This is a genomic window from Micromonospora sp. NPDC002717 (assembly GCF_040295705.1).
GTDB lineage: Bacteria > Actinomycetota > Actinomycetes > Mycobacteriales > Micromonosporaceae > Micromonospora.
Genome location: NZ_JBEOVW010000063.1, coordinates 1 through 14442 on the forward strand (window position 1 = coordinate 1; position 14442 = coordinate 14442).

At 74.7% G+C, this 14442-nt stretch carries 14 protein-coding genes; 6 read left to right on the top strand and 8 right to left on the bottom strand.

The genetic code is table 11. The features are described 5' to 3' along the window. Positions 1-133: 133 nt before the first annotated feature. Entirely contained in the window at positions 134-1087 is a 954-nt protein-coding gene (locus tag ABT006_RS34385; RefSeq protein ID WP_350712648.1) for a sporulation protein, read from the bottom strand. A gap of 132 nt (positions 1088-1219) precedes the next feature. Between ABT006_RS34385 and ABT006_RS34390 the strand changes: the two genes are divergently transcribed. The 5 genes from ABT006_RS34390 (at position 1220) to ABT006_RS34410 (ending at position 7051) form a co-directional block, all read left to right on the top strand. Further along, positions 1220-3361 carry an alpha-galactosidase gene (locus tag ABT006_RS34390; RefSeq protein ID WP_350712649.1) on the top strand — a complete coding sequence of 714 codons (2142 nt, stop codon included), beginning with the start codon at positions 1220-1222 and terminating at the stop codon, positions 3359-3361. Positions 3362-3493: 132 nt separating this feature from the next. Then, positions 3494-3886 carry a YciI family protein gene (locus ABT006_RS34395; RefSeq protein WP_350712658.1) on the top strand — a complete coding sequence of 131 codons (393 nt, stop codon included), beginning with the start codon at positions 3494-3496 and terminating at the stop codon, positions 3884-3886. A 66-nt stretch (positions 3887-3952) separates the two neighbouring features. Next, positions 3953-5149 (top strand): RNA polymerase sigma factor, encoded by a 1197-nt coding sequence (locus tag ABT006_RS34400; protein ID WP_502891060.1) that lies wholly within the window; start codon positions 3953-3955, stop codon positions 5147-5149. Between the two features lie 85 nt (positions 5150-5234). After that, a complete protein-coding gene (locus ABT006_RS34405; RefSeq protein ID WP_350712660.1) occupies positions 5235-6197 on the top strand; it encodes a TIGR03557 family F420-dependent LLM class oxidoreductase in 963 nt (320 codons plus the stop codon). Next, positions 6194-7051 carry an alpha/beta fold hydrolase gene (locus tag ABT006_RS34410; protein WP_350712650.1) on the top strand — a complete coding sequence of 286 codons (858 nt, stop codon included), beginning with the start codon at positions 6194-6196 and terminating at the stop codon, positions 7049-7051. Before ABT006_RS34405 ends, ABT006_RS34410 begins: the two co-directional genes overlap by 4 nt. 145 nt (positions 7052-7196) lie before the next feature. On the opposite strand, the gene ABT006_RS34415 is transcribed toward ABT006_RS34410, so the two are convergent. From ABT006_RS34415 to ABT006_RS34445, 7 genes are all read right to left on the bottom strand, one after another. After that, entirely contained in the window at positions 7197-7949 is a 753-nt protein-coding gene (locus ABT006_RS34415; protein WP_350712651.1) for a hypothetical protein, read from the bottom strand. Positions 7950-8085: 136 nt separating this feature from the next. Then, a complete protein-coding gene (locus tag ABT006_RS34420; RefSeq protein ID WP_350712652.1) occupies positions 8086-8889 on the bottom strand; it encodes an endonuclease/exonuclease/phosphatase family protein in 804 nt (267 codons plus the stop codon). An 8-nt stretch (positions 8890-8897) separates the two neighbouring features. After that, positions 8898-10388 carry a phosphatase PAP2 family protein gene (locus ABT006_RS34425; protein ID WP_350712653.1) on the bottom strand — a complete coding sequence of 497 codons (1491 nt, stop codon included), beginning with the start codon at positions 10386-10388 and terminating at the stop codon, positions 8898-8900. 78 nt (positions 10389-10466) lie between these two features. After that, positions 10467-11468 carry a YihY/virulence factor BrkB family protein gene (locus ABT006_RS34430; protein WP_350712654.1) on the bottom strand — a complete coding sequence of 334 codons (1002 nt, stop codon included), beginning with the start codon at positions 11466-11468 and terminating at the stop codon, positions 10467-10469. Further along, positions 11461-12462: a diacylglycerol/lipid kinase family protein gene (locus ABT006_RS34435; RefSeq protein WP_350712655.1), complete on the bottom strand. Its 1002-nt coding sequence runs from the start codon at positions 12460-12462 to the stop codon at positions 11461-11463. The genes ABT006_RS34430 and ABT006_RS34435 overlap by 8 nt, the downstream gene beginning before the upstream one ends. A gap of 109 nt (positions 12463-12571) precedes the next feature. Next, the gene (locus ABT006_RS34440) at positions 12572-13150 is read right to left on the bottom strand and encodes a Clp protease N-terminal domain-containing protein (RefSeq protein ID WP_350712656.1); all 579 of its coding nucleotides are present in this window, start codon (positions 13148-13150) and stop codon (positions 12572-12574) included. Continuing rightward, complete coding sequence (locus ABT006_RS34445) at positions 13150-13386, bottom strand: HTH domain-containing protein (protein WP_089001290.1); 237 nt, start codon at positions 13384-13386, stop codon at positions 13150-13152. Before ABT006_RS34445 ends, ABT006_RS34440 begins: the two co-directional genes overlap by 1 nt. Before the next feature lie 141 nt (positions 13387-13527). Here ABT006_RS34445 and ABT006_RS34450 point away from each other — a divergent pair, with 141 nt between their 5' ends. Then, complete coding sequence (locus tag ABT006_RS34450; protein WP_350712657.1) at positions 13528-14310, top strand: PP2C family protein-serine/threonine phosphatase; 783 nt, start codon at positions 13528-13530, stop codon at positions 14308-14310. The last annotated feature ends 132 nt before the right edge of the window (positions 14311-14442 follow it).

Sequence of the window (14442 nt, forward strand, 5' to 3'; positions counted from 1 at the left end):
CAGCACCAGCCACCACAGCTCCAGCGGCCAGGCCCTGCGGTGCCGGAACAGCGGCGAGGTCGGCACCTGACCGATCAGGTCGAGCACCTCCGGGGCGTACGCCCCGGAGGCCACCGCCGTGTGTGGTCCGGTCCTACTCCTCGAAGCCGCCGAAGTCCTCGGCGAAGTCGCCCTCGATCGCGTCCTCGATCATCTCGCCGGCGACCATGCCGCCGACAAGGCCGAGCGCGGCGCCCGCGACCACGCCGCCCATGCCGGGGCCCCGGCCGTGCCCGTGGCCGTGGCCGCCGAAGCCCTGCGCGCGCAGGCTGCCGTAGCGCGAGGTGGTCTCCCGCAGCCAGCCGTCGACGACCTGGACCCAGTCCGTCCGGTCGGCGTCCGCGTACGAGACCCGGTAGTGGCCGAAGGCGTCGTGCCCGGCGGTGAGGAACCCGCCGCGCTTGTCGCACTCCAGGATCACCTCGACGCCGTGCGGGCTGGTGACGAAGGTCAGCTCGACCTCGTTGATGGTCGACGCGTACTGGGGCGAGGCGAAGAACTCGATCTCCTGGTAGAACGGCAGCGTCTGCTGCGTGCCCCGGATGTGGCCGCGTTCCAGGTCGGCGTGCTTGAAGCGGAACCCGAGTTGCTGGAACGCCTCCAGGATCCGCTCGTGCACCGGCAGCGGGTGCACGTTGACCTGGTCCAGGTCGCCCTTGTCCACCGCCCGGGCGATCGCCAGCTCGGTACGCAGCCCCATCGTCATGCCGCGCAGCCGCTGGCCGTACACGTCGGTGATCGGGGTCTCCCACGGCACCGGGAGCTGGAACGGCAGGGAGAGCTGCTGCTTCGGGGCGAGCTGGAACGCGCCGCTGACCGGCAGCCGGTGGAACTCCATGATGCCGGCGTACTCGGTGTCGCCGCCCTCGATCTCGACCCGGGTGACCAGGCTGACGACGACCTGCTCGACGTTGGCCGGGGCGTCGCCGCCGACCAGGTTCACCTGGCCCTCCAGGGTCAGGCCGGGTCGGGTGTTCGGGTTGGTCAGGACGGTGTCGACGCTCGGCCCACCCACACCGAACGCGCTCAGCATCTTCTTGAAGACCATCGGAACTCCCGCGGGATCACGCCGCGCTCCACCCTGGAGCGGGTCGTTGACTGCTCGGACCCTATCCGGCACCGCTGTGAAGTGCCTGTGAGGGCACATGCCGGCCCGGACCGCCCTGGGAGCATCCTCGGGATGAGGATCGTTCACCTACGCCGCGCGAAGACCAGCCTGGTGCTCGACGCGCGCGGCCCGGCACTGCCCCGGGTGGTGCACTGGGGCGCCGACCTCGGCCCGGTCCCGCCCGACGACCTGCCCGCCCTGGTCGACGCCACCGTCGCGCCGGTCGTGCCGAGCAGCTTCGACGCGCCGACCGTGCTGTCCCTGCTGCCCGAGGCGTCCGCCGGCTGGAGTGGCCGGCCGGCACTGGCCGGGCACCGCGACCGCGCCGGCTGGTCCACCGCCTTCCGGCTCGACGGCCTCGACGTCGCCGACACCGGCACGGGGCCCGCCCGGGTCACCGTCCGGGCCGTCGACGCCGGCGCCGGGCTGTCCCTGACCGTCGAGATCGCACTGGACCCGACCGGGCTGGTGATGCTGCGACACCGGCTGCGCAACGACGGCGCGGCGGCGTACGAGCTGCGGGAGCTGACGCCGGTGCTGCCGGTGCCGGCGGTCGCCACCGAGCTGCTCGACCTGACGGGCCGGTGGTGCCGGGAACGGTCCCCGCAGCGGCACCCGTGGCCGACGGGCGCCTGGGTGCGCGAGGGCCGGCACGGCCGGACCGGGCACGACGCGACCCTGCTGCTGGTCGCCGGCACGGCCGGGTTCGGCTTCGGCCACGGCGAGGTGTGGGCGGTGCACACCGCGTGGAGCGGCGACCACGTGACCTTCGCGGAACGCCGGCCCACGGGCGAGTCCACGCTCGGCGGCGGCGAGCTGCTCGCCCCCGGCGAGGTGGTGCTCGGCCCCGGCGCCGAGTACGCCACCCCAGTGCTGCACGCGGTCTTCTCCGACGCCGGGCTGGACGGGCTCAGCGACGTGCTGCACACCCACCTGCGCGCCCGGCCGCAGCACCCCGCGACGCCGCGCCCGGTCACCCTCAACGTCTGGGAGGCGGTCTACTTCGACCACGACCTGGACCGGCTCCGCGCCCTCGCCGACCGCGCCGCCGAGGTCGGGGTGGAACGCTTCGTGCTCGACGACGGGTGGTTCCGGGGGCGTCGCCACGACCGCGCCGGTCTGGGCGACTGGTTCGTGGACGACGCGGTCTGGCCGGACGGGCTGCACCCGCTGCTCGACCACGTGCGCGGGCACGGAATGCAGTTCGGGCTCTGGGTCGAACCGGAGATGGTCAACGCCGACTCGGACCTGTTCCGCGCGCACCCGGAGTGGGTGCTGTCGACGCCCGGCCGGCTGCCGCCGCAGTGGCGGCACCAGCAGACGCTCGACGTGGCCCACCCGGAGGCGTACGCGTACCTGCTGGAACGCCTCGACGCGCTGCTCACCGCGCACCCCGGCATCGAGTACCTCAAGTGGGACCACAACCGGGACCTGACCGAGGCGGGCCACCACGGCCGGCCCGGGGTGCACGAGCAGACCCTCGCCGTCTACCGGCTCCTCGACGAGCTGCGCCGCCGCCACCCGGGCGTGGAGATCGAGAGCTGCGCGTCCGGCGGCGCCCGGGTGGACCTGGAGATCCTGCGGCGCACCGACCGGGTCTGGGCCAGCGACTGCAACGACGCCCTGGAGCGGCTGGCCATCCAGCGCTGGACCGGGCTGCTGCTCCCGCCCGAGCTGGTCGGCACCCACATCGGCCCGGAGCGCTCACACACCACCCACCGCGTGCACGACCTGGGCTTCCGGGCGGCGACCGCGCTCTTCGGCCACCACGGGATCGATTGGGACATCGGGTCGATCGGCGCCGACGAGCGCCGCGAGCTGGCCGCCTGGGTCGCGCTGCACAAGCGGCTGCGCCCGCTGCTGCACGCCGGGCGGGTGGTCCGGGTCGACCACCCGGACCCGGCCGTCTGGGCGCACGGCGTGGTCGCCCACGACGGATCCCACGCGGTGTACGCCGTGGCCCGGCTGGCCACCTCGGTGGCCCAGGTCCCCGGGCCGGTCCGGCTCCCCGGTCTCGCCCCCCGGTGGCGGTACGCGGTGCGCCCCGTCGCGGGCGTGCCGGAGCCCGCGACCCTCCAGTTGGCCGCGCCGGGCTGGCTGGCCGACGGCGGCGTGACGCTCGGCGGCGCGGTGCTGGCCACGGTCGGGCTCCAGATGCCGGCCCTGCACCCCGAGCAGACGCTCCTGCTGGAACTCACCGCCACCACCGGGTAACGGACGGCGGACGGCGCCGAAATTTCTCGGAATTTCTTCGGCCAGGATGTCGAGGACCGGTGTGCCGGCTTCTACCTGTGGGTGAGAGCACCGATGATGGTGCGCAGTCGTGAGGAGCCGCACGTGAAGTACATGTTGCTCATGCAGTTCAGCGCCGCGGGCACGGACTTTCCCTCGATCGACACCTGGGCACCGGAGGAGATCCGGGCGCACATCGGGTTCATGGCCGAGGTCAACGCCAAGCTGGTCGCCGACGGCGAACTGGTCGACGGTCAGGGGCTCGCCGCGCCCGACCAGGCGAAGATCGTCCGGGCGGGCTCCGACGGCGCGCCCGTGGTCACCGAGGGGCCGTTCGCCGAGACCAAGGAGTTCCTCGCCGGCTTCTGGATCGTGGACTGCGACAGCCCCGAGCGGGCCGTCGCGCTGGCCGCGCACATCTCCACCGCGCCCGGCCCCGGCGGCCGGCCGCTGAACATGCCGATCGAGGTGCGCCCGGTCATGTCGGCCCCGCCAGTGGAGATGTGACGACTGGACGCCGCCGACCCATCCGTCGAGGACCTGCTGCGCGAGCTGGCGCCGCAGGTCCTCGGCGTGCTCAGCCGCCGCTTCGGCGACTTCGCCACCGCCGAGGACGCCGTGCAGGAGGCGCTGCTGGCGGCGGCGACCCAGTGGCCGGTCGAGGGGACGCCGGACAACCCCCGGGGCTGGCTGATCCAGGTCGCGTACCGCCGGATGGTCGAACTGGTCCGCGGCGAGACGGCCCGGCGGCGGCGCGAGGACCTCGTCGCCCGCCGCGAGCCGGACGACCGGCGCGCCGCGCCGCCGCCGGACGAGGAGTTGACCGCCGACCGGGACGACACGCTGACCCTGCTCTTCCTCTGCTGCCATCCGGCGCTTTCGCCGGCCTCGGCGATCGCGCTGACCCTACGCGCGGTCGGCGGGCTCAGCACGGCCGAGATCGCCCGCGCCTTCCTCGTGCCCGAGGCCACCATGGCGCAGCGGATCAGCCGCGCCAAGCAGCAAATCCGCGGCTCCGGCATCCCGTTCCGGATGCCCGAGCCGGCCGATCGGGAGGCCCGGCTGGCCGCGGTGCGGCACGTGCTCTACCTGATCTTCACCGAGGGGCACACCGCCAGCCTGGGCGCCGACCTGCGCCGGGTGGACCTGTCCGAGGAGGCGATCCGGCTGACCCGGGCGCTGCACGCGCTCCTGCCCGACGACAGCGAGGTGGCCGGCCTGCTCGCGCTGATGCTGCTCACCGACGCCCGCGCCGCCGCGCGGACCGGCCCGTCCGGCGAGCTGGTCTCCCTGGCCGACCAGGACCGCAGCCGGTGGGACGCGGCGGCGATCGCCGAGGGGGTCGCGCTGGTGACCCGGGCGCTGCCCCGCGGGCCGGTCGGGCCGTACCAGATCCAGGCGGCCATCGCCGCGTTGCACGACGAGGCGCCCAGCACCGGGGAGACCGACTGGCCGCAGATCCTCGCCCTCTACGAGGTGCTGGAACGCTTCTCCGGCAACCCGGTCGTCGCCCTCAACCACGCGGTGGCGACCGCCATGGTGCACGGCCCGGCGGCGGGCCTGGCGGCCCTCGACGCGCTGGACGCCGACCCCCGGCTCGCCGGGCACCACCGGCTGCCCGCCGCCCGCGGGCACCTGCGCGAGATGGCCGGCGACCGGGAGGGCGCGGTGGCCGCGTACCGGGCTGCGGCCACCCTGACCACGAGCCTGCCCGAGCATCGCTACCTGACCATGCGCGCCGCCCGCCTCGCCGCCGGCCGCGAGGGTTGACCGGCGCCGCCGGGGGTATCCGTGGATGATCCGCCCGGGTCCGGCCGCCGAGCCGGGCGGGAAGACGGCTCGGAAGGAGAACGCCATGGTCACCGTCGGCTACACCCTGTTGTGCGAGCAGGCCGGCCCCAAGCAGCTGGTCGACTACGCGGTGCGGGCGGAGGCGGCCGGCTTCGAGCAGCTCGTCATCTCCGACCACTACTACCCGTGGCTGGACTCGCAGGGCCACTCCCCGTACGCCTGGTCCGTGCTCGGCGCGGTCGCGCACGCCACCAGCCGGGCGGAGCTGATGTCCTTCGTGACCTGCCCGATCCGCCGCTACCATCCGGCGGTCGTGGCGCAGAAGGCCAGCACCGTCGGGGTGCTCTCGGACGGCCGGTTCACCCTCGGCCTCGGCGCGGGCGAGAACCTCAACGAGCACGTGGTCGGCGGCTGGCCACACGTGCAGCAGCGGCACGAGATGTTCGAGGAGGCGCTCCAGATCATCCGGCCCCTGCTCAACGGGGAGACGTTGACCTTCTCCGGCAACCACTACGACGTGCCCGACGCCTACGTGTGGGACCGGCCGGACCGCCCGGTGCCGATGGCGATCGCCGCCTCGGGCCGGCAGTCGGCCACCCTCGCCGCCGAGTACGGCAACGGCATCGTCGCCACCGAGCCCGACCCGCACATCATCGAGATGTACGAGGACGCCGGCGGCGTCGGGCGGCCCCGCTACGGGCAGGTGGCCATCTGCTACGGCCCGGACGAGGCGGAGTGCCGCAAGATCGTGCACGACCAGTTCCGCTGGTTCGGGATGGGCTGGAAGGTCAACGCGGACCTGCCCGGGCCGGAGTCGTTCGCCGCCGCCACCCAGTTCGTCCGCGAGGAGGACGTGGCCGCGGGGATCTCCTGCGGGCCCGACGTGGACCGGCACGTCGAGGCGTTCAAGAAGTTCGTCGACGCGGGCTTCACCCACGTGGCGATCGTGCAGGTGGGCGGCGAGACGCAACCCATGTTCCTGGACTGGGCGCAGGAGCAGTTGCTGCCGAGGCTGCGCGAGCTGTGAGAATCTCGCCGACCCGGCGGCCCCGGTTGACCCCGCCCGGCCGGTTCGGACCGGCCGAGCTGCGCCTCGCGCTGGCCGCGCCGCGCCCGGCCGCCGGCCTGACCAGCGAGTGGCGGCTGGTCGACGGGATCCGTACGCACACCCGCCGCACGGCCGGCCCGGGCACCGGCGCCACACCCGTCGTGCTGGTGCACGGGCTGGCGGTGTCCCACCGCTACCTGACCCCACTCGCCCTGGCGCTGGCCGACACCCACCCCGTGTACGCGCCGGACCTGCCCGGCTTCGGGCTCACCGAGCGCCCCGACACGGCGTACGACGTGGCCCGGCACGCCAACCACCTGGCCGCCTGGCTGGCCGCGTACCGGATGCCGCCGGTCTGCCTGCTGGGGCACTCGTTCGGCGCGGAGGTCGTCGCGGCGCTGGCCGCCCGCCAGCCCGACGCGGTCCGGGCCGTGGTGCTCGCCGGGCCGACCGGCGACCCGGCCGCCCGGTCCCGGCGGGGACAGCTCGGGCGGTGGTTGGTGGACGCCCTGCGGGAGGCGCCGTTACAGGCGCCGATCCTGCTCCGGGACGTCGTGGACGCCCGCCCCTGGCGCGTCCACGCGACGCTGGCGCACTCGGTACGCAACGGCGTCGAGGCGGACCTGGTCCGGATCACCGCGCCGACCCTGGTGGTCGCCGGCTCCCGGGACCCGGTGGTGCCGGCGTCCTGGCGGTCGCAGGTGGGCCGGCTGGTGCCGCACGCCCACACGCTCACCGTGCCGGGCGCCGCGCACAACGTCGCGACCACCGCGCCGGCGCAGGTCGCCGACGCGATCCGGGCCCTGCTCGCCCCGTCCCTGACGAACAGGTGATCACATGCGCATCGGCAACACGGAGATCCGCCCCGCCGGCGGTGGCCTCGGCTGCCTCCTGATGATCCTCTTCTCGATCGTCGCCTCGATCGTCCTGACCGTCCTCCTCAACCTGGTCTTCTAACCGTCGTTCGCCCGCCCCTGGTCAGCGGCGCAGGCCGAGGGCGGCCAGCACCTCGCGGGTCGCCTGGCGGACCGGGTCGACGACGCTGCCGCGCAGCCAACGGGCGACCGGCGACACCGTCGCCCGCCACGCGGCGGCGACCGCCCGGCCCACCGGGCGCACGGCGTGCCGCCACAGCCAGCCCGCCGCGAGCACGAACGGCCGCAGGGTGAGCGCGTAGCACCACCACAGCAGCCGGCCGGTCATCCGCCACGCCCACGCCGCCGCGTCGAGCAGCACCCGGCCGGTGGCCAGCAGCCACCGGCCCAGCGCGGCGAGCCCGGCCGCCAGCAGGCGCCCGAGCGGGGCGAGGAGCCGGGCAAACCAGCTCAACGGCAGCCAGACCAGGTGGTACGCCAGCCAGGTCAACGGCACCCACACCACCGTCCGGGCCAGCCAGGCCAGCCCGCGGGCGAGCCACACCAGCGGCACCCACACCAGCGTCCGGGCCAGCCAGGCGATGCCGCGGGCGAGCCAGCCCAGCGGCAGCCACAGCAGGTGACGCAGCAGCCAGCCGACCGGGCGCAGCAGCCAGTGGTCCAGGAACCGGCCGACCGGCGCGAGCAGCCAGCGGTGCAGCCACCCGCAGACGGCGGCGACCAGCTCCCAGACCAGCCGCACGGGCACCACCACGACCAGCGCGATCCCCCGGGCGACGGCCACGACCAGCGGCGCGGCCTCAGAAGTGGCGGATGTTCCGGTGGCACGCGGAGCCGGGCCCGGCGAGTCGATCACCGGCACACGGTAACCAGCCCCGGCAAGCACCCGGCGGCGGGCGCGTCGAGGCGACCGACGGGGCTGCCGGGTGGCCGACGGGGGCAGCCGGGTGACCGACGGGCAGCCGGGTGACCAGGTGACCGACCGGGTGGGCTCAGGCCGGGTCGAGGGCCAGGTCCGCGACGAGCGGGTAGTGGTCGGAGGCGTACTCGGTGTCGCCGCCCCGGACCACCCGGCAGTCCCGCACCCCGGCGGCCAGCGCCGGGGTGCCGAACAGATAGTCCAGCCGCATGCCGGAGAACTCCGCGCCGCCGCCGTGCCGCGTCGGCGCGGTCAGCCCGGCGTCGGGCGTGCCGGCCGCCGCGTACAGGTCGACCAGGCCGACGGCGAGCAGTCGGGCCACCGCCCGGGTGTCCACCGTCCGCCCGTCCCGACGCAGGTGACGGCGGCGGTACGCGGCGGGGAGCCGGGCGATCCGGTCGGTGTGGTCGGCGACGGGGTCGAGGGTGTTCAGGTCCCCGGCCAGCAGCCCCAGCTTCCCCGGCGCGCGGCGCAGCGCGGCGGCGGCCCAGCCCGCCTCGACGCGCCGGCGCAGCCCCGAGTAGGGATCGAGGTGGACGCTCAGCACGGTCAGCGGGCCGGCGTCGGTCGCCACGGTGACCCGCTGCGCGGCGTGGTGGAACGGCCGGTGCACCCGGGCGGCGGCGAGGGCGCGCAGCGGCGGCCGGAGCAGCACCGCCACCGGCTGGCCGAAGCAGGAGCGGGCGAGGTGGGGGCGCATCCCCACCCGGCCCGCGAAGTCGCCGAGCACGTCGCCCGAGTCGAAGCCCCACAGTTCCTGCAGGGCCAGCACGTCCGGCCGCTGCGCGACGACGACCCGCGCCAGCCGGTCCCGGCGGTCGGCGCCGCCCCGGTCCCGGCCGCCGGTCCGGATGTTCCAGCTCATCACCCGCAGCATCGGTGCCGTCAGTCCACCCGGGCGGCCTTGGCCAGCTCGTCGTCGAGGGTGTGCACGTCCTCGGACTCGATGCTGGGCCGGTTGCCCTCGCGCAGGTCCTCGTTGGGGCGGACGACCCAGTAGAGCAGCCCGATCCAGAGGGTGGTGAGGATGATCGCGCCCATGACGTCGGTGGGGTGGTGCATCCCCCGGTACATGCGGGAGATCGCCACGCCGGCCGGCATCACCACCGCCAGCGCCACGAAGATCCACCGCCACCACCGGTCCGTACGCGGGACGACGATGATCGCGACGGCGACCCAGACGCAGAGCGTGGCGGCGATGTGGCCGGACGGGAACGAGGAGGTCGGCATCGGGCCGTCGAGGTTGCCCACCGGCGGGCGCGGCCGGTCGACCGCGGCGGCGGAGGCGAGGAAGAGGCTCAGCTCGCCGAACATGGTCAGGGCGACGAACAGCACCGGCCGCCAGCGCCGCCACACGGCCAGCACGAGCGGGCAGAAGACCAGCGAGATGAGCAGGATGGCGTGCGTGTCGCCGGCCTTGCTCCACCAGTGGCTGAGGTCGTCCCGGTCGGGGGTGCGGTGCTCCGCGAACCACCTCGGCACGTCGGTGTCGAGGGTGGCGAAGAGGGTGCCGCCGGCGTGGTAGCTGACGAACATGCCGAAGCCGTAGAGCGCGCCGAGGACCAGCACCCAGCCGACGACCAGCTCGAACACGGCCGCCCGGGGGTGCGGCAGCAGGTGTGCCTCGTCGGGGGCGGGGGCCACCTCGTGCGCGGCCTCCGGCTCCAGCCCCTCGGCCAGCGCCGGGACCGGCCGGCCCCGCTCCAACCGCCACAGCCGGAAGGCGTACGCGGTGACGCCGAGCCAGGCGGCGCCGAGCAGCCAGGCCCCGAGCACGTCGGAGACGAAGTGCACGCCCAGCGCGATCCGGGTCAGCCCGATCAGGAACACGACGGCGGCGACCAGGACGATCGCGGGCCTGCGCCAACGGCGCGACATGGCCGGCAGGAAGACCAGCAGCAGCGCCCCGTACGCGACCATCGAGCCGAGTGCGTGCCCGCTGGGGAAGCTGTCCCCGGCATAGCTGCCGATCGGCACCTCCACCTCGGGGCGCAGCCGGTCGACCAGCGTCTTGAGCGCCGGGTCGAGGATCAGCGCGCCAAGACCGGTGACGATCAGGAACACCGCGAGCCGACCCTGCCGGCGGATCAGCAGGCCGACCACGGCGACCGACACCAGCCAGACGATGACCGCCCGGCCGCCGAGGTCGGTGAGCGCGTTGAGCACGGTCACCAGCGGCCCGTGCGGGGCGACCAGGTCGTTGAGCCAGGCGGCCACGCCGTGGTCGACGTCGTACAGCGGGGTCCACCGGGTCCGGACCAGGACGAGGAGCACCCCGAAGCCGACCCCGGCGCCGAGCACGACCGCCAGGCCGGCGAGTGTCCGCTCGGTGAAGTGACCCAGGGGTCGACGCAACGCCTCTCTGACCGCGTCCACGGCAGCCTCCCTCTCGCTCCTGGCGTGCCGCAATACCCGATCGGCGCTCCGCGTACACCGGAGGGTGTCCGAAACGGACTACAGGGAGGTCATGTCGCCGGTGTCGTGGAGCTGGTCGCGCTCGGCCTCGGGCTCCCAGAGGTCCGGCTGGGCCGGCTCGCGCACGCCGATCCGCAACGCCTCCAACTGGGCGGCGAAGGAGAGCCCGCCGAAGAGCGCCATGCCGGTCAGGTTCGCCCACAGCAGCAGCGCCATCATGCCGGTCAGCGCGCCGTAGGTCTGGCCGAACCCGTCGCTGAACCGCACGTACGCGGCGAGCAGCAGGCTGGCCACCCACCACAGGACGGTGGCGATCCCGGCGCCGAAGAAGAGCCAGGACAGGCCGGGCTGGTTGCGGCGAGGCGCGTGCCGGAAGAGCACCGCGACGGCCAGGACGGTCAGCCCGAGACTGAGCGGCCACCGCACCACGTCCCAGACGCCGTTGGCGAGTTCGCCCCAGGCGTAGTGCCGCTGCACCGAGTCGCCCATCGGGCCGCCGCCGACGAGGATCAGGAACCCGGTCAGCGCCGGTACGCCGGCGGTGAGGGCGAGGACGGCGGCGCGGACGTACTTCCACAGCGCCGGGCGGTCCCGTTCCACGCCGTAGATCCGGTTGGCCCCGCGCTCGATCTGCGCCATCGTGCTGGTCAGCGCGACCAGGCCGGTGATCAGGCCGAGGCTGAGCGCCAGCTCCCCGGCGCGTTCGGTGCGGTCGCCCTCGCCGAGCAGCTCGGCCACCACCGGCTCGCTCGCCCCGGGGGTGAGTGCGAGCACCGTGTCGGCGACGACCTGGCCGCCCTCCTCCACGCCGAGTTCGCTGATCAGGCCGGTCAGCGCGATCATGAACGGCACCACGGCGAGGCACAGTTGCAGCGCGAACGCGCGGGAGTGGCTGAAGCCGTCGCCGTAGCGGAACCGGATGAAGGCGTCCCGCAGCAGGTGCCAGCCGCCCTGCCGGCGCAGCGTGTGCCAGGCGTCGTCGGCGTTGAGCTCCTCGTCGGGCATCAGCCGGGTCTCCGGCACGATCCGGGTGCTACTCACTGTGCGCCTCGTCGATGAGCTGCTCGCCCCGCTCTCCGGCCGCCTGCGCGTCCTCGGCCAGGTCGGGGGCCTGCGCGGGCTGCGGCACGCAGAGCCAGAGCGCCCGCCGCCGGATCTCGGCCTTCAGGGTGCGGCCCGGCTCGATGAGGTCGCCGTCGAGCTCCCGGGGCTGGGCCCGGTTGCTGGTGATCTCCACGCGCCGGCCCCGGAAGACCTCCATCCGGGGGACGCGGTCCTGCCGGCGTACGACGGCCCAGCCAAGCGCCAGCCAGTGCCGCAGCGTACGCGGGGTGAGCACGGCGACGTCGAGGTAGCCGTCGTCGGGCTCGGCGGCGGTGAGCAGGCGCACCCCGCCCTGGAGGCGCCCGACGTTGGCGATCAGCACGGAGCGGGCCCGCCGGCGGATCGGCTGCTGGTCGTCGATGCGGATGGACACCTTCATCGGTCGGTCGCGCAGGTGCTTGGCGGCCCCCACCACGTACGCCGGCCAGCCGATCCGCTTCTTGGTGGTCTCGGAGGTGTCGGCGAGCATCTGGGCGTCGAAGCCCATGCCGGCCATCACGGTGAAGTAGTGGTCCTCGACCGCGCCGACGTCGAGCAGCCGGCGACCGCGCTCGACGGCGACCTCCAGCCCGGCGGCCAGGTCCCCGGAGAGGCCCAGGTTGGCCGCGAGCAGGTTGCCGGTGCCCTGCGGGAGCACGGCGAGCGCGACGTCGGTGCCGACCAGGCCGCTGACGCAGGACATCACGGTGCCGTCGCCGCCGCAGGCGAAGACCACGTCCACGCCGGCCTCGACCGCCTTTTCGGTCTGGCCACGGCCCGGGTCCTCCACCGTGGTCTCGAACCAGAGCGGCTCGGGCCAGCCGGCGGCGGCGAGGGCGTCGTGGACCGTCCGGTGCAGTTCGTCGAGGTCGGCCACCTTCACGGGGTTGACCACCACGGCGGAGCGCAGGCCACCGTCAGGGGCCGCGCGCCTGTCCTGTCGAGGATCCACGGCGCCAGTGTGCAGCAGATCCGACGCGGCAGCGAGCCGGCGACGCGGTGACGTTACGCGCAGCGGAAACAGGTTTACGATCCCGCCCCGGGTCGCCGGCTCCGGAGGCTCAGGCCGCCGCCCGCAGCGCGGTCTCCACCCGCCGGCGCAGGTCGTCCAGGTCGGCCCCGGCCTCGGTGAGCACCAGCGCGCCCAGCCCCCGCCCCTCGCGGAGCACCCCGAGCAGGATGTGCTCGGTGCCGATGTGGCGGTGGCGCAGCCGCAGCGCCTCCCGCAGCGACAGCTCCAACACCTTCTTGGCGCGGGAGGAGAACGGCCCGCCCGCGTACCGTCGGCGGCCCCAGCGGCGGCGCGGCGCCGGCGCCGCCTCGCGCAGCGCGTCCGGGCCGAACGACTCCTCGATCCGGGCCACGATCGCGGCCAGGTCGATGCCGATCTCCCGCAGGGCGGCGGCGTCGGCGTCGGCGAGGCCGGTGCCACCCCGCTCGGTGTGCCGGCGGACGCGGGCCCGCAGGTCGTCGGCGCGGACGCCGGCCTCGGCGAGCACCCGCGCGGCGAGACTGTCCCCGTCGGCGAGGAGGGCCAGCAGCAGGTGCTCGGTGCCGACCGGCCGTTGGCCCTCGGCCCGGGCCTCGTCCCGGGCGACTCGCACGACGGTGCGGGCCCGGTCGGTGAACCGTTCGAACATCACGCCTCCCAGGAGGATCCGACCGCCGGTCGCCCGGCGTGCTTCTTGTGGACCGCCTGCCGGCTTACCTCGAGCTCGTCGGCGATCTCCTGCCAGGACCAGCCCTGTCGACGGGCGTTGTCCACCTGGACCACCTCGAGCCGTTCGAGCAGCCGGCGCAGCGCGCGGACGGCGCGCAGCCCGACCCGGGGGTCGGTGCTGCCGGCTGCCGCGGCGAGTTCCGTTGCCTGACTCATATCGTCAACTTACGTTGACATCCGCCATCCTGTCAACCAACGTTGACACCCAGGTTCGGCTCGCCCGGTGCTACCGTCCGCCGGTGTCCAGCCTTCGCCCGCCGGCCCGCCGAGGTCCCCGTGTCCGATGCCGAGGTCCCCGTGTCCGATGAGGTTCCCGCGCCCGCCCAGCCGCGCCGCCATCCGCTCGGCGAGATCACGGTGGAGGCCGTCGGCGGCAGCGTCGTCGGCAACCGCTATCCGGCCAACTTCGACGTGCTGCACGTCGACCCGGCCCTGCCGTTCGCGGCGGTGGCCGACGGGATGGGCGCCGGCGAGGGTAGCCGCCGGGCCGGCACCACGGCGATGGGCACCCTGGTCGCACAGGTCCGGGCCGCCTGGCCCGACGTCGGCCCCCGGCAGTTGCGCGCCGCCGTGGCCGGCGTCCAGTCGGCCGTACGCGCCGCCGGCGCGGGCCTGGCGGAGCTGACCGGCTGCACCCTGACCGCCCTGCTCGTCGAGCCCGACGGCGGCCAGGGCTGGCTCCTCCAGCTCGGCGACTCCCGCGCGTACCGGCTGCGCGACGGCCTGCTGGAGCTGATGACCGTCGACCACACGGCGGCCTGGCTGGGCGTGCTGCACGGCTGGTACCCGGCCGACTCCCCCGCCGCCGCCCGCGCCCGCTACCAGCTGACCCGCTACGCGGGGCACCCGGGCGAGCCGGAGGCGGACCTGCTCGCCGTGTCGCTGCGCCCCGGCGACGTGTGGCTGCTCTGCACCGACGGAGTCAGCGACCAGGTCGACTACCACCTGGCCCGCGAGCTGCTGGCGGCGCCACGACCGGAGGAGGCGGTCCGGGACCTGCTCGGCGCCACCCTGGAGGCCGGCGGCGACGACAACGCCACCGCCGTGGTCGTCCGGGTCCACGCCGCCACGCCCCACTGACGGTCGGACGTGAAGACGCCGCTGGCCGGTACCCCGGGCGGGGTACCGGCCAGCGGCATCATGCACCTGTGTCAGTTGTTCCAGTGCTTGGCGACGAGGTCGGCGGCCTGCTGTTCCCACTGGGCGTAGTGG

Coding starts and splice junctions, on each gene's coding strand:
- ABT006_RS34385 (WP_350712648.1), bottom strand. CDS start 1,087: ATGGTCTTCAAGAAGATGCTGAGCGCGTTCGGTGTGGGTGGGCCGAGC.
- ABT006_RS34395 (WP_350712658.1), top strand. CDS start 3,494: ATGTTGCTCATGCAGTTCAGCGCCGCGGGCACGGACTTTCCCTCGATC.
- ABT006_RS34405 (WP_350712660.1), top strand. CDS start 5,235: ATGGTCACCGTCGGCTACACCCTGTTGTGCGAGCAGGCCGGCCCCAAG.
- ABT006_RS34390 (WP_350712649.1), top strand. CDS start 1,220: ATGAGGATCGTTCACCTACGCCGCGCGAAGACCAGCCTGGTGCTCGAC.
- ABT006_RS34445 (WP_089001290.1), bottom strand. CDS start 13,386: ATGAGTCAGGCAACGGAACTCGCCGCGGCAGCCGGCAGCACCGACCCC.
- ABT006_RS34440 (WP_350712656.1), bottom strand. CDS start 13,150: ATGTTCGAACGGTTCACCGACCGGGCCCGCACCGTCGTGCGAGTCGCC.
- ABT006_RS34420 (WP_350712652.1), bottom strand. CDS start 8,889: ATGCTGCGGGTGATGAGCTGGAACATCCGGACCGGCGGCCGGGACCGG.